The sequence below is a fragment of the Paenibacillus sp. RC21 genome, from assembly GCF_044907935.1.
Taxonomy (GTDB): Bacteria; Bacillota; Bacilli; order Paenibacillales; family Paenibacillaceae; genus Paenibacillus; species Paenibacillus terrae_A.
Window position 1 is genome coordinate 54,015 of record NZ_JBIYCS010000009.1, and the last position, 20,648, is coordinate 74,662.

At 47.1% G+C, this 20,648-nt stretch carries 15 protein-coding genes; 4 read left to right on the top strand and 11 right to left on the bottom strand.

The features are described from left to right. Positions 1-3: 3 nt before the first annotated feature. The 4 genes from ABIA61_RS22585 to ABIA61_RS22600 all read right to left on the bottom strand — a co-directional run bounded on the left by ABIA61_RS22585 (position 4) and on the right by ABIA61_RS22600 (position 3,450). Positions 4-894, bottom strand: a complete 891-nt coding sequence (locus tag ABIA61_RS22585) for a carbohydrate ABC transporter permease (RefSeq protein ID WP_283652875.1) — start codon at positions 892-894, stop codon at positions 4-6. A 294-nt stretch (positions 895-1,188) separates the two neighbouring features. Further along, the gene (locus tag ABIA61_RS22590) at positions 1,189-1,770 is read right to left on the bottom strand and encodes an NAD(P)H-dependent oxidoreductase (protein WP_283652876.1); all 582 of its coding nucleotides are present in this window, start codon (positions 1,768-1,770) and stop codon (positions 1,189-1,191) included. A gap of 76 nt (positions 1,771-1,846) precedes the next feature. After that, positions 1,847-2,431, bottom strand: coding sequence for a TetR/AcrR family transcriptional regulator (locus ABIA61_RS22595; protein WP_283656308.1), 585 nt, complete (start codon positions 2,429-2,431; stop codon positions 1,847-1,849). A 281-nt stretch (positions 2,432-2,712) separates the two neighbouring features. Continuing rightward, positions 2,713-3,450, bottom strand: a complete 738-nt coding sequence (locus ABIA61_RS22600; protein WP_283652877.1) for a cyclase family protein — start codon at positions 3,448-3,450, stop codon at positions 2,713-2,715. 692 nt (positions 3,451-4,142) lie between these two features. On the opposite strand from ABIA61_RS22600, the gene ABIA61_RS22605 reads away from it, so the two are divergent. Continuing rightward, positions 4,143-5,426: a pectate lyase family protein gene (locus tag ABIA61_RS22605; protein WP_283652878.1), complete on the top strand. Its 1,284-nt coding sequence runs from the start codon at positions 4,143-4,145 to the stop codon at positions 5,424-5,426. A 145-nt stretch (positions 5,427-5,571) separates the two neighbouring features. On the opposite strand, the gene ABIA61_RS22610 is transcribed toward ABIA61_RS22605, so the two are convergent. From ABIA61_RS22610 to ABIA61_RS22630, 5 genes are all read right to left on the bottom strand, one after another. Next, positions 5,572-6,639, bottom strand: coding sequence for an ABC transporter ATP-binding protein (locus ABIA61_RS22610; protein ID WP_044648917.1), 1,068 nt, complete (start codon positions 6,637-6,639; stop codon positions 5,572-5,574). Positions 6,640-6,854: 215 nt separating this feature from the next. Beyond that, positions 6,855-8,234, bottom strand: coding sequence for a sensor histidine kinase (locus ABIA61_RS22615; RefSeq protein WP_283652879.1), 1,380 nt, complete (start codon positions 8,232-8,234; stop codon positions 6,855-6,857). Between the two features lie 2 nt (positions 8,235-8,236). Beyond that, on the bottom strand, positions 8,237-8,950 hold the full coding sequence (locus ABIA61_RS22620) for a response regulator transcription factor (RefSeq protein ID WP_283652880.1): 714 nt from the start codon (positions 8,948-8,950) through the stop codon (positions 8,237-8,239). A 169-nt stretch (positions 8,951-9,119) separates the two neighbouring features. Further along, entirely contained in the window at positions 9,120-9,650 is a 531-nt protein-coding gene (locus tag ABIA61_RS22625; RefSeq protein ID WP_283652881.1) for a hypothetical protein, read from the bottom strand. A gap of 156 nt (positions 9,651-9,806) precedes the next feature. Continuing rightward, positions 9,807-15,554, bottom strand: a complete 5,748-nt coding sequence (locus tag ABIA61_RS22630) for a WIAG-tail domain (protein ID WP_283652882.1) — start codon at positions 15,552-15,554, stop codon at positions 9,807-9,809. 188 nt (positions 15,555-15,742) lie between these two features. Here ABIA61_RS22630 and fabV point away from each other — a divergent pair, with 188 nt between their 5' ends. Then, positions 15,743-16,930 carry an enoyl-ACP reductase FabV gene (gene fabV, locus ABIA61_RS22635; RefSeq protein ID WP_404581294.1) on the top strand — a complete coding sequence of 396 codons (1,188 nt, stop codon included), beginning with the start codon at positions 15,743-15,745 and terminating at the stop codon, positions 16,928-16,930. Positions 16,931-17,191: 261 nt separating this feature from the next. Then, positions 17,192-17,344 carry a DUF1540 domain-containing protein gene (locus ABIA61_RS22640; RefSeq protein ID WP_081473770.1) on the top strand — a complete coding sequence of 51 codons (153 nt, stop codon included), beginning with the start codon at positions 17,192-17,194 and terminating at the stop codon, positions 17,342-17,344. Between the two features lie 73 nt (positions 17,345-17,417). Here ABIA61_RS22640 and ABIA61_RS22645 read toward each other — a convergent pair whose 3' ends face one another. Both ABIA61_RS22645 and ABIA61_RS22650 read right to left on the bottom strand, forming a co-directional pair. Continuing rightward, complete coding sequence (locus ABIA61_RS22645) at positions 17,418-17,681, bottom strand: hypothetical protein (RefSeq protein ID WP_283652884.1); 264 nt, start codon at positions 17,679-17,681, stop codon at positions 17,418-17,420. 92 nt (positions 17,682-17,773) lie between these two features. Next, complete coding sequence (locus tag ABIA61_RS22650) at positions 17,774-18,142, bottom strand: DUF4190 domain-containing protein (RefSeq protein ID WP_283652885.1); 369 nt, start codon at positions 18,140-18,142, stop codon at positions 17,774-17,776. A gap of 759 nt (positions 18,143-18,901) precedes the next feature. On the opposite strand from ABIA61_RS22650, the gene ABIA61_RS22655 reads away from it, so the two are divergent. Then, positions 18,902-20,260 (top strand): DUF6055 domain-containing protein, encoded by a 1,359-nt coding sequence (locus ABIA61_RS22655; RefSeq protein ID WP_283652886.1) that lies wholly within the window; start codon positions 18,902-18,904, stop codon positions 20,258-20,260. Positions 20,261-20,648: the final 388 nt, after the last annotated feature.

The following is a 20,648-nucleotide window of genomic DNA, read 5'->3' on the forward strand; positions in this document are numbered from 1 at the left end:
CTTCTAGTAAATATCATTCAGCTTCTTGGAAATACGGAAGTAGATGAACGTAACTCCCCCTACAAGCAACGCTGTAGTGAAGCCGACGGCACTGCCGTAACCCAATTGCTGGAGCGACTGGCTTTCAGCCGACACCGGAAACAGCAATTTGAACAGATACAGATACATCACCTCTGTTTTTCCATAAGGACCACCTTCGGTCAGCACCATGATGCTCTCATAGCCCTTGAGGGAGATGGTAATGGCCAGCATGATGATCATCTGCATAACAGGTCCCAGCATCGGAATCGTCACATACTTAAGCTTCTGGAACTCATTAGCACCGTCAAGCGAAGCCGCTTCGTAAAGGTCGTTGGGAATGCCTTGAAGACCAGCGAGGAACAGTAGCATGTAGTTGCCCACAGCGCCCCAGATGGCGATGATAATGGTGGTCATCATGGCTTGATCGGCACCAAGCCAGTTAATCGGGGCAGAGACAAGATGATACTTGAGCAGCAGTTGGTTCAAAATTCCGTTGTAGGAGTTGAAGATAATAAAAAAGACGATCGCCATCACCGAGGCGCTGAAAATCGTGGGCACATAATAAATCGCCCGCAGCAAGGAACGCCCTTTTAACTTACGATTCAAAATAATAGCCAAAACCAGAGACATTGGAATGGTGATGAGCAGCTTGCCGAGAGCGTAAATCCCGGTATTTCCCACGGAGGACCAGAATTGCTGGTCTCGCAGAACTCGCGCAAAATTATCGAGGCCAATAAAAACAGGCGTCCCGAATCCCTGATAATCATAGAACATATAGCGTAGTGCCCAAAGCAGAGGATAAATGCCAAACACAAGGGTCAGAAACAAACTCGGGAATACAAACACATAGGCGTGTACTTTTTTCAGTTTCATCGAATGCCCCCCTAGAATCTTTAATTTGATTATAGAGGGAACGAAAAACAGGACGGGATAGGGAAATCAACTTTTCAAAGGGGAGAATGTTACTTTAGCCGGATCATCTCCCAGATGTAGCCCTGTGAGACGTGCCACAAACAGCCCCTCTTTTACTTCAAAGAGAGACTGTTAGGCTGACCCTATTCTATTAACCAATCTACTCCGATGCAGCTCTCAGCTTTTGATGATCCTGTCCCCACTGATTCATTAAATCCAGCAATGGAATCAGACTGATCCCGGCATCATGAAAACTTAACTCATGCTGCGTCCTAGCTGCTCGACCTTGCTCAGCCAATCGTTGCGCTGTTGATCTGTTTTCTTATTCATGAGATCAATCACAGTAGAATGCACCGGTTTGACACCGCATAAATGCAGCGTGGAATCCTTCATCATTCGATGCCCAGGCTGTCCCTGGAAAAATCGGTAATACCAGCCCGGTCCGTCCATCGTAGTAATGAGGCGGGCCGTTCTGCCTTTTAAGAGCTTGTCAGGCAACGACTTTCCCTTTTGATACTTAAACGCAAACCCCGGCATAAAGGTACGGTCAATGAAACCCTTCATTAATGCGGGCAAGCTGCCCCACCAGATCGGAAAGACGAAAACGAGATGCTCTGCCCACTTAATGGATTCCTGAGCCTTGATTAAATCCGGTTCCAGCGGCAATTTATTGCGATATCCACCTAATAGATTAGGATTAAAGTCCAACGCGGACAACTGCAATAAACGCACCTCAGCCCCCGCAGCCTCCGCTCCTTTTACATAGGATTGAGCCAGCGCTTCTCCATAACTGCCAACGACCGGATTTCCCTGAATAACCAATATCTTTTTAGACATTCGAGCCACTTCCTACCCTCATATTTTATTTTTTTAGTTAGAAAACACTAACTTTATATTTAAAAAGAAAAGGTCACTACTGACCTTGACTTAATAAAGCGGTTAAACGTTCCTTGACCTCCGTTGCAAACGGAATAAGCTGCTGGGGCAATTCACCCTCCAGACTGGACACGGACAAGCGTGTAATGGCCCCAATAATGAGCACACCAGATAGCAGGGCATCCTGCTTGGGCAGTTCTCCGTGCTGAATCCCCTGCTCGATAAATTCGACTAACGCATCCTGCGGCTGCCGGACATTCGAGCTTTGGCTGGCCTCTACATACAGCTCATGATGCTGTGATAACAGAAGCAGACCATACTGGTCTTCATCGTGCATCACAAGCACCTCGTCCACCAGTTGATGAAAACGACTAATAAAGCTCCCGCTCTGCTTGCGATAGAAGTCAATCAACGTAGTGTAGCTGTTGCAATACTGCCCGAATACTTCCAGGGCCATCGCATCTTTACTCTTAAAATGCTTATAAATCGCGGCATCCGTCACACCGGCAGCCTCCCCGATTTCTTTGACAGAAATGCCGTCGATGCCTTTGGTTGCAAATAAGCGCATAGCTGCTTGCATAATATCCTTCTTTTTGCTATCTACATGTGTTTTCTTGTTCATAAGCATATAGTAAGTGATAACTAACTAAATTGCAAATGATATTTATGCAAGGCGAAAAAGGATAACTATCGTCTTGTTTTATTAATATAAAAATGGATATGTAACCAAATAAAAACGGACGTTCTAAACCGTGAATAAGAGGAGTGAATCAAATGAGCTGACTGTTTCAGCCCAGGAGGATGGAAAAGCAACCGATTGGCATAACTGCATACTACCCATATAGATCTTAAAAGACCGATCACAGATATTCATGTCTGTAATCGACCTTTCCTTGTTTATGATTAAGGTAAAATAGCAAAGGAACGTACCGGAAATCCGGGGGAATCCTGAATGCTCGGAACGATATTATAAATAACAGCACCCATCGCGGGCAGCTTGTCCAAATTCGTCAGCACCTCAACCTGATAACGATCCTGTTCCAATATGTAATATTCCCCTACCAGCTTGCCTGCTTTGCGATAGGCCACGGAGGAATCGGTATCCAGCGTTTCATGTCCGATCGCAGCCACATTCCGTTCTTCCACCAAAAAGCGCAGCGCTTCCAGCGACCAGCCCGGGCAGTGTGCGTCTCCGGCTGCATCCTTGTTCGAAAAAGCTTCCGAATCAGGCCAACGCTTGCTCCAATCACTGCGAAAGGCTACAAAAGCTTGATCAACAATTCGTCCATGCTCCTTCTCAAAGTCTACAATATCCGCAACCGTAAGCTCATAGTCGGGATTAGCGGCGACAGCTGCTGCACGATCGATAACGACCAGTGGCAGAACCAGTTCCTTCAAGGAAAGCTCATGTAAATAACGTTTGCCCTTCACAAAATGAACTGGCGCGTCAATATGAGTACCATACTGACCCGGAAAGCGGTATTGCTTCACAAAAAAACCATCGTCATGAGTAAACAGCGTGTCTACCTGAACATCATCGAATACCGGGAAATGAGGAATTTCAGGATAAAAGGCGTGGGACAAATCCACCCACTCTTTTTGCTTCAATAACTTCAAGATATCTGCTAAATGCTCTGCCATGATGCCCATTCCTCCTCAGCTATATTACAAGGATTGTACCTGAGGATTTTGCGAAAATCCACAAAGTGACTTGTAATCAGAAATATATAGATCAAAATGGTGCTATTCATCTATATATTTCAGCTTGGAGCGGCTGGTATGAGTAACAGGACTGCCCACGCAGTCAGCCAAAATCTGCGATAAAATGAGCGGTTTCTTAACATTTGAGATTCCTCCTCTTAGATTGAAATCGTTAACATTTTCAGCTAACCTATGTTCACTTCCATTTGTCTAGTGTACGACCCATTGCTAGTATTGTGGTAAATATGCTCAATTTTGTTATATTTACCAATTTTGATTGTAGCATGAAATTTGTTCGTTTCCCAGTATTTTTCCACGGAAAGCGCGAATTCAGAATACGGAAAATAATGATTTTCCGAGTAGAAAATACAAAAACAATTCCATATATTCATATATACAATTCCCATTTCATATGATTGTTAACGTTTCCATTAGTGTAACTACGATATTAATGGAAAAAAGTAGGGGTACGCTGTATTATGTAAAATTTTCGACAAATATTTTAGTATGTAACTTTTATTATATTAACAAATACTGGAACAAGAAGTATGATAGAAAAGTAGAAACCATAGGAGCACCCGGGACTCCCTTCGTTCGTCTACTCCACTAACCCCATATACGGAGGTCACTTTATGAAAAAGAGATTTTCACTCGGCATTGCAGCAGCTCTGCTGTTCACTACCCTTGCTCCTCTTGGCACACCCGCTCATGCGGCAGGCGATATTGGTAAGGAGGTGCTCGGCAGCAAGAACGGATGGGCAGCCTTTTCTACAGGCACAACAGGCGGATCTGCAGCCTCTTCTTCCAATATTTTCACCGTAACAAATCGCAAACAGCTTGTGGATGCCTTGGGTAAAAGCAGTAATACAACTCCTAAAATCATTTATGTCAAAGGCACAATCAATGTCAATGTCGATGACAATAACAAGCCGTTAGGATTAAACGATTACAAGGACCCTAAATATGATTTCGATGCATACCTCAAAGCATATGATCCATCTACGTGGGGTAAAAAGGTTCCGTCCGGTACATTGGAAAAGGCACGTGAAGCTTCACAAAAAAGTCAAGCCAGTCGTGTCGTCATTGAAATTCCGTCCAATACAACGATTGTCGGTCTGGGTAGCGATGCCGTCATTAACGGCGTAAACTTCCAACTGAAAAAAGGGACGGACAACGTCATTATCCGTAATATTGAATTCCAGGATGCCTACGATTATTTCCCTCAGTGGGACCCAACTGACGGTAGTACAGGCAACTGGAATTCGGAATATGACAGCATTACAATTAATGGCGCCACACATGTATGGGTAGACCACAATACCTTCAATGATGGATCTCGCCCCGATAGCGGAAACGGCACCTTTTACGGTCAAGAATATCAGCATCATGATGGACTTCTCGATGTGATTAACCAAGGCGATCTGGTTACTGCTTCTTACAATCACTTTTACGATCATGATAAAACGTCGATTATTGGCAACAGCGACAGCAAAACAGCAGATGAAGGGGCTTTACGTGTAACCCTGCATCACAATTATTATGAAAACACAGTACAACGCACACCACGCGTGCGGTATGGACAAGTCCATCTGTACAACAATTACTATACAGGTGATGTAAAACGCTCCGAATATCCTTCGCTGTATATATGGGGCGCAGGCAAATCCTCCAAAATCTTCGCCGAAAACAATGTTATCGACGTTGCAGGTTTGTCCGCAGCTAAAATCGTAACTGTCTTTGGAGGCACCGCCCTGTCCGACACAGGCACTCTCCTGAATGGACAAGCCGTAAATGCAGGCTCCAGCGCGGGTCTAAGCTCCTCTGTAGGCTGGAAACCATCGCTGAACGATAAGATTTCTCCATCCGCCAGCGTGAAGGCAGAAGTCACTTCCCAAGCCGGTTCCGGCAAGCTGTAAAAAACTGCCCCGCTAGCTCAAATAGCCACAGGCTCTCACAACCTGCGGCTTCACACCAAAAAGGCTGTTCCCACCGTAGATTCTTCCACGGAGAGAACAGCCCTTCTTTATTTTGACTCGGTTTATTTACAAACTACATTACACCTTAACCGCCGTATTGTTCTACCAAAACGGGCTTTTCAAATGCATTATCCAGCTTGCGAAGCTTGGCCTTTACCGCTTCTGGCGGCTCAACCGCAGGCGCATCCGGATGCAGTAACCATGATTTCACAAAATGCGTATCGGATAATTGAAAGAGCGGAGGCTCTTTCTCAAAGTCAATCTTCATCGCATAAGCACTGCGGGCTGCAAAAGCATCCCCTACAGGCGGATGAAGCAAATCAGGAGGTGTACCCGGAATCGCTGCCAGCTTCTGACCGTGACTGTCCAAACTTGGCATGGAAGCGAGAAGTCCCCATGTATATGGATGTTTCGGGTTATAGAAAACTTCATTAACTGTACCCGTTTCCACGATTTGTCCGGCATACATAACAGCAACACGATCCGCCATCTTCGCTACAACGCCAAGATCATGGGTAATAAAGATGATGGAAGTGTCGATCTTCTTTTGAAGGTCCTTCATCAGCTCCAAAATTTGAGCTTGAATCGTTACATCCAGTGCAGTCGTCGGCTCATCGGCAATCAGGAGCTTCGGATTGGCAGCCAATGCCATCGCGATAACGACACGTTGACGCATACCACCACTGAACTCATGCGGATACTGGTTAAAACGCTGCTCCGGATGTGGAATACCTACCAGATTAAGCAGCTCAATACCACGTTTATGAGCAGCATCCCTGGATATTTTTTCATGCTTGAAAAGCACTTCCGTGATTTGCTTGCCGACTTTCATCGTCGGGTTAAGCGAGGTCATCGGGTCCTGAGAAATCAGTCCGATTTCCTTACCGCGAATTTTCTGCATCTGCTTTTCCGTTTTATTAATCAGCTCTTGTCCGTCAAAAATAATTTGACCCTTTTGATAAATACCGGGAGGGGTCGGAATCAGCTTCATCACAGCCTGTGAAGTTACACTTTTGCCTGAGCCGGATTCGCCCACGATCGCCAGCGTCTCTCCTTTATTGACATGAAAGTTTACGCCACGAATGGCCTGCACTAGTCCCTGGCGGGTCTTGAAAGATATCGTTAAGTCCTTCACTTCCAAAAGGCGGTTCATCTCATCACTCTTTCATTTATTATTAACCACTATTATTGACCACTATCTAAAAAAACGACGTTCAAGAGTCAAGGTATATACGATTAATTTTACTCAGTTTAGTACCCGCCAGTCAAGCTATATCTGCAATAATACCTAAAACCTGTCATATTGTGTTATATTAACGGAATGTTTATCCAGAAAAACGATCATTTTTAACCATTTTTTGCACTCATTTATAACATGCGTTGAATATAGCTGAACCGTGCTCCACCCAATGGCGAGCGTGTGCAGATCAGTTCTCCGTTCAGCCGGGAGGCAATTTGGCGGCAAATAGCCAATCCCAGACCTGTAACACCGTTCGAGCCGGTATAGAATCGTCCAAACACCTCAGCCGCCTCTTCTTCGGTTAAACCTTCTCCGTCGTCATCCACATGGATTATCCATACAACCTCCGGTGTCGTTCCCGCCTCCAAATGGATGACAACCTCCGTGGAGGTATGTCGAACCGCATTTTGCAACAAATTCAGCATCATACGGAATAATTGCTCGGCCGGAACAGCTACATGCAGGCCCTCCCCCTCCACGCGAAGCGAGATCGAGCGTTCGGCAGCCACCGGCATCAACAAATGAACAGCGTCCTCTGCCATGCTTCTAAGATCAATCAGAGAGACAGGCCATTCTTCGTTCAACGCCTCCAGCCTCGATAGCTGAAGCAGCTTTTCCACCATATCAATTAATCGCTGGGACTGCACTTTAATGATACTCAGCCCCTCATCCTGGGATACCACCTGATCCTGAATGGCGTAAACGTAGCCTTGAATGGACATTAACGGTGTCCTTAGCTCGTGAGATACATTTTGCAAAAATTCAATTTGACCGTGGTGATGCTGCTGTATACGGGTAGACATGGAGTGAAAAGTACCGATCAGCTCGCCAATCTCACTTTTGTCCGCTTGTGGAAAATCACTATCCTGTGGTTGATTCGGCTCGTAGTTGCCTACGGCCTCCTTCAGACGTTTGAGTGGGCGCACCAGACGTGAAACGACCATCAGTCCAATGACGAGAATGACGACAAAGCTCGCGACAATGGATAGCAGCGTGGTTCTCATTAATGGCACATACAGCGCTCTTAAAGAAGACAGCGGTGAATATACAAAAATACGAAAAGGCTGCCCGGGCAGTTCTTCATTTGTAAACAGTATCTTTTTACCTTGGAGCACAGCAACCCCTTCATGTACGGTAGCCAGATCATGGGCAGACGGATGAACGGATGCAAAAAAACCCTGACGGATCAATAGCAAACTCTCTATCTTCTTGCCCTCCATTCCAGAAACACTGGAGTCGATGATGCGGTTATCCGTGCTTAAAATAAAATAATCGGCAGACAAAAGCATACCTTTGATAACATAGTTAAGCTCAGCGTTATCCAGCCGATCAAAGCCTCCGTCGCTCATAATATGGACGGCTTTGCGTGCCTGCTCATGAAGCTTGGATTTAGCCTGATTTACAAGAAGGTCGTCGATAAGCCTGATGAACAAAACCACCGTAATACAAACGGTAATGAGCATTGCGATGGATAGAGACAGCAGTATTTTAGCTCTCATCGTACGCATGGCTACTGCTCCTGAACCGTTGCTTTATATCCGAATCCCCAAACGGTATTAATGACGAGCGTAGAGTGGCATTCCGCCAGCTTTTTACGAATCCGTTTGACCAGATCGTCCACGACCCTCACATCACCTATAAAATCATAGCTCCACACCTGCTGAATCAGATGCTCCCTGCCAAAAGGTCTTTCCAAATGATTCGAAAGAAACAGCAGCAAATCAAATTCACGCGAGGTTAGATTCAGCTCTTGACCGTCCACCGTTACCTTACGAAATTCAGCGAAAATACACAGATTGCCCGCACGACATACATTTCCGACTGCCTCTGCTGCCTCCTTATCGTCCGGTACAGATGTTCCGGCCTTGGTCAGCCTCAGCATGGCTTTGACTCTGCCAACCAGCTCCCGAGGATTGAATGGCTTAGTTAAAAAATCGCTGCATCCCAGCTCCAGCCCGTGAATACGGTCAGTTTCTTCCCCTCGAGCGGAGATCATAATAATCGGCATTTCCGTAAATTCACGCAGCTGAGTCAACAGGGAAAGTCCATCAATTCCGGGCATCATGATATCGAGAACGAGACAATCCGGATGGTCGGTACGGATATGCTCTACCAGTGTTTTTCCACTGGAAAAGGAAGCCACCTCGTAGGATTCCTTTTTTAAATATTCAGATATTAATTGCAAAATGAACACGTCATCATCTACTACCACTATTTTTGTCATGACCTTAACCCCTTGCCGTTGTTCTGGATGATTTCATCCTCTCTATAAGCTTAACAGAAGCCTAGCAAAATAGACAAAAGACGGGTATACCGTCCCCGGTCCCGTCTTTTCTTATCATGAATCGCTGCTGTATATGCCAGGCGAGCTGGAGGCGAATTGCGCTCCAACCTTATTTCTTGGTTGTTACCACTTTAGCTGCTTTTGGGGCTGTTTTCACTGCTGTTTTTGGAGCTGTTTTTACCACTGTTTTTGCATGAGTCACTTTTCTAACAGGAGCTTTATGAGCCACTTTTTTAGCTACAACATGGTGTGCACGAGTTTTGTGAGCTGGCGCTTTTGTTTTTACGGCATGATGTTTTTTCACATGATGTTTAACGGTACGATGCTTCACTTTTACTGTTTTTGCTTTGTGGGCTACTTTTTTAGCAACCGCTTTTTTGACTGGAGCTTTTTTCGCTTTTGTTGTTGATTTATGAGCTGTTGCAGCTTTTTTAACAGGTGCTTTCACCACTGGTGTTTTCGTCGCAGGTGCTTTTACTGCTGGTGCTTTGGTAGCCGGGGTCGTAACCGCCGGTGCTTTCGTTGCTGTTGCAGTTGTAGCTGGCGTTGGTGTCGCTGTAGCGGCGAATGCACTGCTTGCTCCTCCCAGTACGCTTACTACGGTCAATACGGCTGCTGCATTTTTAGTCCATTTTTTCATGATTGTATCACCTCTCCTTTAAAGTATCTTTAGCTTATCAGGAGAATTCGGGATAATTGTGGAACAAATGTGTGAAAAGTATATGAAAAGGCGTGCAGCCCCGTATTCAGAAAATACGTGAGTCTGCACGCTATAAGTTTTACACAATTACATTCACTAACCGATGGCAATCCAGGAAACAATACCGTAGTTGTGCGCGGTTTCGTTCCATTTGGTTACTACGATCACCGCTCCATTCGGCGTCTGCGATTTCAGCGTCGCATGAAATAGAGGATGGTTCGTCATCGCTACCAGCGTATAGTCCGGGTTCATAAAAGGCTCTGCGAATACAATGGTCACTTCCGTCTCTCCTTCGCTGCCCTTCAAAAGAAACGGCGCTCTGCCAAACTGCTGCAATGCAGACTGATTGGCACAAGTACGAACCGGGGTGATGCTCAGATGCTCCGGCTTCACTGCGTTCAGCTCCAGCTCACGCGAGCCTACGGAGCCTTCCACCAGATGATGCCCTTCAATGCTTTGCTCTGCCAAGTGATGGCTTTGTACCGCAGCGGTCTGTAGATGCTCCGATCCTACAGCTTCCGGGCTCAGCACCTCGCTGTCGACGGCCTGAGCTTTCAGATGGCTTCGAGATACACTATCTACCTGGAGTCTGTCGCCACTGATACCTTCCTCCGGCAAAAGCCCCGCGAGGTGAATATCTGTGGATAGCTGAGCCAGCGTCACCGCCCCTGGCTTCAGGTGATACGTATCAATGACTTCCTCGCCAATATGTCGGCCTTCAATGGACTCCTCGGCCACATGCCAGGACTGTACCGCTCCATTCACGATCTTGCTGGACGTAACCGCTCCTTCCTGCATTGCGTCTTCCGACACCACCTGCCAGCCTATATGCTGCGGCTGGATGGCACCTGCTTGCAGATGCTCCGACTGGACGGAATCCAATGCGATATGCCTTGATTGCACCGCGCCTTCTGCCAGCGCTGATTCCTGTACCGACCCATCAGCCAGATGTTGGTGGTGTACTGCTTGCTCCATCAGATGTACGGAGCTTACGCTGGCTTCCGCCAGATTCGAAGCACGCACTGCCCGAAGCGCAAGCTTCTCAGCGTTCACGCTCCCTGCCTGGAGCGCGTGAACAGATACACTTCCCGGCGCAATATGCCGGGTCATCACCGCTGAAGCCTGCAAATGGTCAGAGGTGACGGCTTCCGGGGCCAAATGGCTCGATTGAATCGCTTCTTCTGCCAAATGGTTTCCTTGCACCGCTTCGTCCGTAATGTGCCACGGCTGTACCGAGTGGGCGGACAGCTTGGCGGCCGTCACACTTTCCTCCGCCAGTTTGTCGGACGTAACAGACTCACTTTGCAAAGCATCGGTTGATATCGCCTGTGATGCGATATGCTCGCCCTGAATGGTTCCGATGTGCAGATGATGCGGCTGGATGGACTCCGGTGCGATATGCACGGACTTCACTGCCCCCTCTGCCAGCGCTCTGTCCTGTACCGCTCCAGCTACCAGATGCTGGGGATGTACGGCCTGCGCAGCCAAATGTGCAGGACCGACGCTACCTTCCGCGAGATTCATTCCTTGTATCGAGCGCGCCGCCAGCTTTTCCGAGGTGACGCTTTCCGCTTGGAGCGCACGACCGGATACGCTATCCGGAGCCAGATGTCTCGTAAGCACCGCCGAAGCCTGCAAATGGTCAGAGGTGACGGCTTCCGGGGCCAAATGGCTCGATTGAATCGCTTCTTCTGCCAAATGGTTCCCTTGCACCGCTTCGTCCGTAATGTGCCACGGTTGTACCGAGTGGGCGGACAGCTTGGCGGCCGTCACGCTCTCATCCGCCAGTTTGTCGGACGTAACAGACTCACTTTGCAAGGCATCGGTTGATATCGCCTGTGATGCGATATGCTCGCCTTGAATGGTTCCGATGTGCAGATGATGTGGCTGGATGGACTCCGGTGCGATATGCCCGGACTTCACTGCCCCCTCTGCCAGCGCTCTGTCCTGTACCGCTCCAGCTGCCAGATGCTGGGGATGTACGGCCTGCGCAGACAAATGTGCAGGACCGACGCTGCCTTCCGCGAGGTTCATTCCTTGTACCGAGCGCGCCGCCAGCTTTTCCGAGGTGACGCTTTCCGCTTGAAGTGCACGACCGGATACGCTATCCGGAGCCAGATGTCTCGTAAGCACCGCCGAAGCCTGCAAATGGTCAGAGGTGACGGCTTCCGGGGCCAAATGGCTCGATTGAATCGCTTCTTCTGCCAAATGGTTCCCTTGCACCGCTTCGTCCGTAATGTGCCACGGCTGTACCGAGTGGGCGGACAGCTTGGCGGCCGTCACACTTTCCTCCGCCAGTTTGTCGGACGTAACAGACTCACTTTGCAAAGCATCGGTTGATATCGCCTGTGATGCGATATGCTCGCCTTGAATGGTTCCGATGTGCAGATGATGCGGCTGGATGGACTCCGGTGCGATATGCACGGACTTCACAGCCCCCTCTGCCAGCGCTCTGTCCTGTACCGCTCCGGCTGCCAGATGCTGGGGATGTACGGCCTGCGCAGACAAATGTGCAGGGCCAACGCTGCCTTCCGCGAGATTCGTCGCTTGCACCGAGTGTGCTGCCAGCTTTTCCGAGGTGATGCTTTCCGCTTGGAGCGCACGACCGGATACACTATCCTGGGCCAGATGTCGCGTAAGCACCGAGGAAGCCTGCAAATGAACCGAGGTGACCGCTCCGGCTGCCAGATGTGTCGAATCCACAGCCGCCACAGCCAGGTGGCTGCTTTGTACGGCTTCATCTGTAATGTGCCCAGACTGCACTGCATGGGCAGATAGCTTGGTGGAGGTTACACTTTCCTCCGCCAGTTTGTCGGACGTAACAGACTCACTTTGCAAAGCATCGGTCGATATCGCCTGTGATGCGATATGCTCGCCCTGAATGGTTCCGATGTGCAGATGATGCGGCTGGATGGACTCCGGTGCGATATGCACGGACTTCACAGCTCCCTCTGCCAGCGCTCTGTCCTGTACCGCTCCAACTGCCAGATGCCGGGGGTGTACGGCCTGCGCAGACAGATGCGGAGGACCGACGCTGCCTTCTGCGAGGTTCATTCCTTGTACCGAGCGCGCCGCCAGCTTTTCCGAGGTGACGCTTTCCGCTTGGAGCGCACGACCGGATACGCTATCCGGGGCCAGATGTCTCGTAAGCACCGTGGAAGCTTGTAGATGTACCGAGGTGACCGCTCCGGCTGCCAGATGCGCCGAATCGACAGCTGCCACAGCCAGATGGTTGCTTTGGACCGCCTCGTTTGAAATGTGCCCGGACTGCACTGCATGGGCAGACAGCTTGGTAGAAGTTACGCTTTCCTCCGCCAATTTGACAGAGGTGACCACTTCATCCTGTAAGGCCGAGGTCGCCACGGCCTGGAATGCGATATGCTCTCCCTGAATGACCCCGTTTTGCAAATGCTCCGATTGGATGGATTCCGGTGCAAGATGCTCGGACTTCACCGCGTTCTGAGCCAGTGCCGTTTCCTGTACCGCTCCGGCTGCCAAATGCTGGGTGTGTACCGCTTGCGCAGCCAAATGTGCAGGACCGACGCTGCTTTCCGCCAGGTTGGGCGCTTGCACGGCCCGAGCCGCCAGCTTCTCCGAGGTGACGCTTTCCGCCTGAAGTATATGACCAGATACGCTATCCGGGGCGAGATGCTTGGTCAGGACCGATGCAGATTGCAAATGGTTGGAGGTGACGGATTCAGGAGCGAGATGATTCGCTTCCACCGCTTCAACAGCCAGATGATTGCTCTGTACAGCTTTATCCGTGATATGCCACGGCTGCACGGAACGTGCGGACAGCTTGGAGGAAGTTACGCTGCCCTCTGCCAATTTAGGAGCTGTAATCGCCAGATCATTAATTTTATCCGTAGCTACGCTCTCTGGCGACAGTTTCAGCGAAGTTACCGCATGATCCTGCAAATGATGGGAGTACACCGCTCCACTCGCCAGATGCCCTGTTTGAACAGCGCCTTCACCCAATATGTCTGCGGTAACAGACTGCCCTTGCAAAGCCGAGGTTCCCACACTTCCGTTCCCGATATGTTCACTTAGCACAGAACCCACGGCCAAATGCGCCGAACGAACGGACTCAGCCTGTAATGCCTTACCACCCACACTTTTGTCCGCCAGATGGTTTTCACGAATAGCCCCGGATGCAATGTGTACATCTGCAATTTCTTGAGGCGCAATTTTATTTCTGGTTACCGCCCCTGCGGCAATTTTGCTTTCCGTAATCGCTTCGTCAGCAATTTTGTCAGGCTTAATAGCGTTCGAAGCAATGTGATTTTCCTTGACCGCCTGATTCGCCACATGGTGATCCAGAACTGCGCCCTTCCCTAATTTCTCGCTCGTGACAGCCCCGGACTGTAAATGATGCTCCGTAACTGCACCCGTTACAATATGATTTTCCCGAATAATTTCGGACTGAAGATGTAATGAAGAGACCGCCTCCGGAGCAAGCTGAGGGCCTTGTATAGCCGCTGTGGCAATATGTCTGGTAAGTACCGCCTCATCGGCGATTTTGTGCGGTAAAATGCTTTGATCCGATATTTTGGATGAAGTCACGGATTGATCGACAATTTGCAGCGAGCCTACAGATTGATCCGCCAACTTGTTGGACTGGATACTCCGGTCTGCCAAATGACGAGCTGTTACTTGGCCCGTTCCAAGCTGCTCTTCCCCAATGGAGCCGGGACTCAGATGCTTTCTTTCAATCGCTCCAGCCTGAATATGCGCACTGGTGACGGCCTCATACTCCAGATGACGCCCACTGACAACTCCTTCTTCCAGTTGTTCCTTGCCCACAATTCCGTCGGAAAGCTGCTTGCGGTTAATCGAACCGGGTGCCAGATGCCGGGCAGTGATGGCATGCTCCGTTAAATGTGCACTTTCAATGCTGCCAGCCTGAATTTTAGAGCCATCCACAGCCCCATCCCGCAGTTTGGACGTGGTCACAGACTGATCTCCAAGCTTGGAGCTGTCGACGGCCTCATTGGCCAAATTGTTAGATTGGATTGTGCCGCTGCGAATTTTATCAGAGGTGATCGCCTGATCCTGAAGCATTTCTGAAGACACAATCCATTGCTTAAAGTGTCGGCTTTCAATCGAGCCATTCGCGATATGATCGCTGCTGATAATCTTATCGGCCAGCTTTTCCGGGGTGATGCTGCCATCACGAAGCTTCTCACCGCCAATGGAACGATCCTGCAACTTGCTGCCTGCCACCGATGCGTCCGACAGATGCTCCACCGTAATGGAATCCGGGGCAATTTTCGAAGAAGTTACTGCACCGTCAGCTATTTTAATGGTATGAACAGCATAATCCGCCAGAGTTTCCGTTTGGACGCTCTCTTGCTTCAGCTTGCTGGAATCTATGGAGGCGGGAGCGATCTTCTCACCGGTTACAGCCAGATCACTTAAATCGTCTGTATAGATGAAAGCATTGTTTACATGTGGCGCCTTTTTATTGTTCAAAATTTCTTCGACGTCAATCGCTTCAGGCAATGGCTCAGACGGGGGCTCAGACAGAGGCTCAGATAGAGGCTCAGATAGAAGCTCAGGCTCTTCGGGCACATCCATCAATACTTGAGTTTCCTCTGCTGCACCTGCATCTTTATTCTCCGTCCCGTCCCCGATTGGGACTTCGGGCTCGGCAATGGTCTGTAGCTCCGCCTCCTCTACCATTGGGGGAGGCGGAGAAGCAACCTGATGAAGTCTTGCTTCTGTCTCCCTCTCCGCAGGCTGTGGCTTCAAGCGCTGTATCATACTTAATTCATTCATATCCGGGTCAATTACACGATAGAGCGGCTTTTTGCTTCTGGTGGTCTTTCGGCTCTTGTTCTTCAAGCAGCTCTCTCCCTTCTCATATTTATCGTTACGGCATCATATGCAGGCTCTTAGGCACTTGCCACCCTGCATACGGGATTCACTTTTGTCCAGGAAAGGCTCTATAAAATCCACGTTTGAAAAAAAATTGTTAAAAGTTAAAATAGTAAGGGTGAAGATTGCTACAAGAAGAGAGGAATTACAATAAAATGATTATCAAACCAAGAACACGCGGCTTTATCTGTACCACTGCTCATCCAGTGGGGTGTGCCCGACATGTTCAGGAACAAATTAACTATGTGCAAGCCCATCCTGCTATCGAGGGACCTCGCAATGTGCTTGTGATCGGGGCATCTGCCGGATATGGCCTGGCTTCCCGCATTACGGCTGCATTCGGAGCGCGGGCCAATACAATCGGCGTATATCGTCCTAGTAATGCTACAGCTACACGGACAGCATCGGCAGGCTGGTACAATTCCGCTGCATTCGAAAAGGCTGCTCAGGAAGCAGGGCTTAAATCCTTTAGCGTGACAGGGGATGCCTTCTCGGATGAAATCAAAGCCAAAACGGTGGACGTCATTCGCAAAGAGTTGGGGCAAGTCGATTTGGTGGTGTACAGTGTCGCTTCCGGTCGCCGCACCAATCCCCGTACAGGTGAAACGTTTAGTTCCGTGCTCAAACCCATTGACAAGCCGTACACAAATAAAACAGTCAACTTCCACACTGGCGAAGTGAGCAGCGTTACACTGGAACCAGCGACAAATGAAGAAGTGCAGGGGACTGTAGAGGTTATGGGCGGCGAAGACTGGCAGTTGTGGATCGACGCCTTGCGTGAGGGCGGTGTGCTGGCTGATTCCGCGACCACCTTCTCCTTTTCGTATATCGGTTCAGACATTACCCAAGCGGTATACAGAGAAGGTACGATCGGAAGTGCAAAGGATCATCTGGAAGCGACAGCACATCAGCTGAATGATCAACTGAGAGCCACAGGCGGACGCGCTTTCGTGGCAGTCACCAAAGGACTGGTCACTCAATCCAGCTCTGCTATACCAGTCGTACCTCTGTATATTTCCGCTTTGTACAAGGTAATGAAGGAAAAAGGATTACATGAAGGCTGCGTGGAGCAGAGCTACCGTCTGTTTTCCGAGCGTCTCTATGCTCCGGAAACTCCTGTGGATGAGGAAGGACGTATTCGCATTGATGATTGGGAGCTACGAGAAGATGTTCAGGCTGAGGTAGCGAAAATATGGGACGAGCTGACGACAGACAACATCTACGAGCTGTCTGATCTTGAAGGATATCGCCGCGAATTTTTTAAACTGTTTGGCTTTGAATTTGAGGGTGTGGATTACGAGGCTGACATTGACCCGATCGTGGATATCCCTGCCGTTCGCTAAGTCATTTTAGTACCGTTATTGTTATATGTTCAGACAGCAAAAAAGCTGCTCTCCGTCAGAGGGGTATTCCGCTCTGCATGGAGGACAGCTTTTGTTTGAAGCAAACATTGCAATTTTAAGATTCATTTGATATTGTACAAGTAGGCATAGCAAAATCCCTCTTTCCAATAAGAGGGTAATCACAGTTGGACAAGTCCTACCTTGCCTGACCGTATTTATTTGCTTAGCCTATTACATCCAACTCATAAGGAGATGAACAACATGGCAAAAGACGTTATGTGTGAAGTGAACTCATGTACACACTGGGCTCAAGAAAATAAATGTAGCGCAAGCTCCATTTATATCGTAAGCAACAGACCTACAGACACTCACAAGTCCGAAGAAACGGACTGCAAAACCTTTGAAGCAAAATAAGGTTGGTTATTTCTGTAAAGCATTGGTTTACCCTAAAGGAGCCCCTAGCCGGGTTCCTTTTTCTTTTTATATTTTAGCAAGAATGATAATTATTATCAAGTCCTTTTTTAACAACTTGGAATAAAATAATAACACGGAAGACAAAAAAAGAAGCGTCGCTCTGAACGATTCGCTTCTTGTGCTTGATTCTTTGTAATTGTTCCTGCTTGGTTGGCTTCATTCGCACATGCTGCGATATCTCGCCATAATGACCATTTGTTTTGCGGCTCTGTGCAGAGCAGTAGTTTCCGGCGTGCTTCGCCTTGCTTAGCGCTTTTTGTGTTTGAGTACGTGCCATATGACTTTCACTCTCCTTGATTGGACTCCATTCATCATAGCATCTGGAATCCCCATCGTGAAGAGTACAAGTGTATGAGCTCACTGATTTCATTAAATGTCGGAAAACGGATTGTCGCCACTTGAGGCTGCTAAAACAAAAACAACGACTATGAAAATGATGATCAATGCATAGATCAGTGTTCCGATAATGCTGCATACCAATCCGGCAATAGCCATACCCCTGCCTTGTTCGCCATGACGGTTAATTTCCTTCAGGGAAAGACTGGACAAAATGATACCGATGATGCCGATAATGAACCCCAGATAGGGAATGACGACAGCTAGAATACCGAGCACCATCGAAGCAACAGCTTTACTGTTTGTAGGCGGAAGCTGTGGGGGCGGATTAAATGGGGCGTTATAACCATTCGTCTCCTGAAAAGGATCGGACGATTGGGGGTCTTTGTATAAATTACTCATTTGTCTGATTCAGCTCCAATATGTAAAATAACAATATATACGTTCTAGGGTACCACAATCTTACAAATCAGGACAGTACTTATTTCAAAAAATGATGGTTATCTTTTAAAGCCATATGCAATTCTGATTAAAGTTCACAATACATTTTACCGCAATACGTCTGTACTTAATTGTCGAGATCATTGGCCTTTATATAAAATGTAGTCAAGAGCTAAAGAAGCTTAGATGCACTAATATCCTCACTCTTTGGCAACAGCCGCTTTGAAGAGCGGTCGCCAATAGGTTGTATCATGAAATGGACTGTTACCTTACCAAAGTAGGGCAGCGGTCTATTTCTTTTTCTTTTGGTACAATTCAACAATAATGTTGACGATCGGCACCCAAACCTTCAGCAGTCTCACGTAGAGGACCCAAATTAGCACAATGATCTAGAAAATAGACAAGAGCCACTGTCCTTATAATTATAACATCAGGTCTATATGAGTATACGCAACGATAATAGTAATCTTCTTTTTCTATATCTGTCCATTCGCCAACTCGAATCCAGCAGCAAAAAAATCAAAACCTCTTATCCTTAAATTTGATTTTATCAAGGTACTAAGTAATATTCTCAGCTAAATCAATTTGATTTCGCAGGCTGTTCTTTTATTATTGGAAAATAATATAAAACATTAAAATATTTTCATTTCAGCATCGAGGAATTTGCGTTATTATATAAAAGAAATCAATATACTACATTAATGTAAAGGAGTGTTAATTATGAAAAAGCTAGTATGCTGCTTGTTAATGGTTTTATTATTATTGAATGTAACAAGCTATGGGGCAGTAGCTGATTTACTAGGCACTGCCAAAACGGCAAAAGCTGAAGGTTATGAAAGCGTTATCACTACAGAAAGTACGAAGAATACAAACGAATACAAGGCAAGAGATGCTTTTTATTCTTTATCTGATTCTTCTGTAAATCGTGCTACCTCCGAGCATTTTCAAATTATTTGGGGAAACAGAGATACAACTGGAACAGTAAATAGGGATTTTGTTCAAGGCAACTTGGCCAACCTCGAAAGTATCCGTTCATTTTACATGGATAAATTTGGATTGGGGGATATCGGAACTTCTCCAAATTTAACTGGAAAATATAAAACGAACATTTACATTGCGAGCACTGGACTGAAAAAGATTGACGAAGATTGGGCTTATATGTCAGTAGACAACGATGCATTTGCTTACATGGTCATGATGCCGGCTGCGATGCGTGTAGACCCACCAAGCTGGGTAGTTCCTCATGAATTAGGCCATGTATTTACCTATCATAATGGAGGAGAGGTCCCTTATGAGTGGTATGAAGCGGTAGCTAACTTCTTGCGTAATGAATATTTGGGTAGCGATTACTACAGTTATGGTGGAACGGTATATGGTCCAGACTCTGACTTTTTTGCCCCCTTTATACTGAATTCGGAATCACATTTTCCACATGTAAAGAATTGGTACGATGCATGGCCTATTCTCCTGTATATTAATGAAAATCCAGATCACATCAACGGACTTGGCCATCGAGCAATGTTGGATTTATTGTCTTACGGCGGAAAAGATACGACCTACTTTGAATCTATGGAAAAGGTAACTGGAGTTTCTACTAAAGAATTACTGGGTGGAATGGCAAGAAGATTGGTAACTATGGACTTCAAGAGCCAACAATATTATTTGAAACATTTAGATGAACTTTTGAGAACTAACGGCAATTATGAAAAGATATATACAACACTGAAAAGTGGTAAAGGCGGCTGGATGACCGTCCCTGAAAACAAGGCTCCACAACAGACAGGCTACAACATTGTTCCTTTAGATGTTGATTTGAGCAAAGCTTCCGTTACCATTGATTTCCAAGGAACAAGCACAGCAAAAGGCGCTGATTGGAGAGCTAGCATTGTTACCGTAACGCATTCGGGGGATACCCGATATTCTACAATGTGGAACAAAGGGAAAAATTCATTGAATTTGCAAGGAGATGAAAAATCTGTTTATTTGGTTGTATCCGCAACTCCAGATGAAATTAAACATTTTAATATTGAAGAGGATGGTGAAACTTATCCTTATAAAGTAAAAGTAACAACAAAGTGATTGTGGATAATAATCATATTGTGGTTGAATGAAAAGCTTATCTAGGGTAAATATCAGAGTTTACGAAAAAAAGTGAATAAATGCCTGAACAATGGCACTGGTATCAAAATACCAGTGCCATTGTTGTTAGTATGCTCTGAAAATAATCTTTGGGAATTGAATACACAGCAGCTTCACTAATGTTATCCATCGGGATACATCCAAAGGTAGTTTCTGAGATATGGGGTCATACAAGTGTAACTATAACATTAGATACTTATTCACATTTATTAAACAAGAAAGCGATAGAGACATCACTAGAAATTGAAGAAAAATTCTATGATCAGAAATTCGACCAATAAATTTTAAAAACAGTTAATTATTAGCAACAAAATATGGATACATAATC

Excerpts from the sequence above, each read along its gene's own strand:
- ABIA61_RS22640 (WP_081473770.1), top strand. The coding sequence starts at position 17,192 with ATGGCAAAAGACGTTATGTGTGAAGTGAACTCATGTACACACTGGGCT.
- ABIA61_RS22595 (WP_283656308.1), bottom strand. The coding sequence starts at position 2,431 with ATGAACAAGAAAACACATGTAGATAGCAAAAAGAAGGATATTATGCAA.
- ABIA61_RS22655 (WP_283652886.1), top strand. The coding sequence starts at position 18,902 with ATGAAAAAGCTAGTATGCTGCTTGTTAATGGTTTTATTATTATTGAAT.
- ABIA61_RS22610 (WP_044648917.1), bottom strand. The coding sequence starts at position 6,639 with ATGAACCGCCTTTTGGAAGTGAAGGACTTAACGATATCTTTCAAGACC.
- ABIA61_RS22590 (WP_283652876.1), bottom strand. The coding sequence starts at position 1,770 with ATGTCTAAAAAGATATTGGTTATTCAGGGAAATCCGGTCGTTGGCAGT.
- ABIA61_RS22600 (WP_283652877.1), bottom strand. The coding sequence starts at position 3,450 with ATGGCAGAGCATTTAGCAGATATCTTGAAGTTATTGAAGCAAAAAGAG.
- ABIA61_RS22605 (WP_283652878.1), top strand. The coding sequence starts at position 4,143 with ATGAAAAAGAGATTTTCACTCGGCATTGCAGCAGCTCTGCTGTTCACT.
- ABIA61_RS22585 (WP_283652875.1), bottom strand. The coding sequence starts at position 894 with ATGAAACTGAAAAAAGTACACGCCTATGTGTTTGTATTCCCGAGTTTG.
- ABIA61_RS22650 (WP_283652885.1), bottom strand. The coding sequence starts at position 18,142 with ATGAGTAATTTATACAAAGACCCCCAATCGTCCGATCCTTTTCAGGAG.
- ABIA61_RS22645 (WP_283652884.1), bottom strand. The coding sequence starts at position 17,681 with ATGGCACGTACTCAAACACAAAAAGCGCTAAGCAAGGCGAAGCACGCC.
- ABIA61_RS22620 (WP_283652880.1), bottom strand. The coding sequence starts at position 8,950 with ATGACAAAAATAGTGGTAGTAGATGATGACGTGTTCATTTTGCAATTA.
- ABIA61_RS22625 (WP_283652881.1), bottom strand. The coding sequence starts at position 9,650 with ATGAAAAAATGGACTAAAAATGCAGCAGCCGTATTGACCGTAGTAAGC.
- fabV (WP_404581294.1), top strand. The coding sequence starts at position 15,743 with ATGATTATCAAACCAAGAACACGCGGCTTTATCTGTACCACTGCTCAT.
- ABIA61_RS22615 (WP_283652879.1), bottom strand. The coding sequence starts at position 8,234 with ATGCGTACGATGAGAGCTAAAATACTGCTGTCTCTATCCATCGCAATG.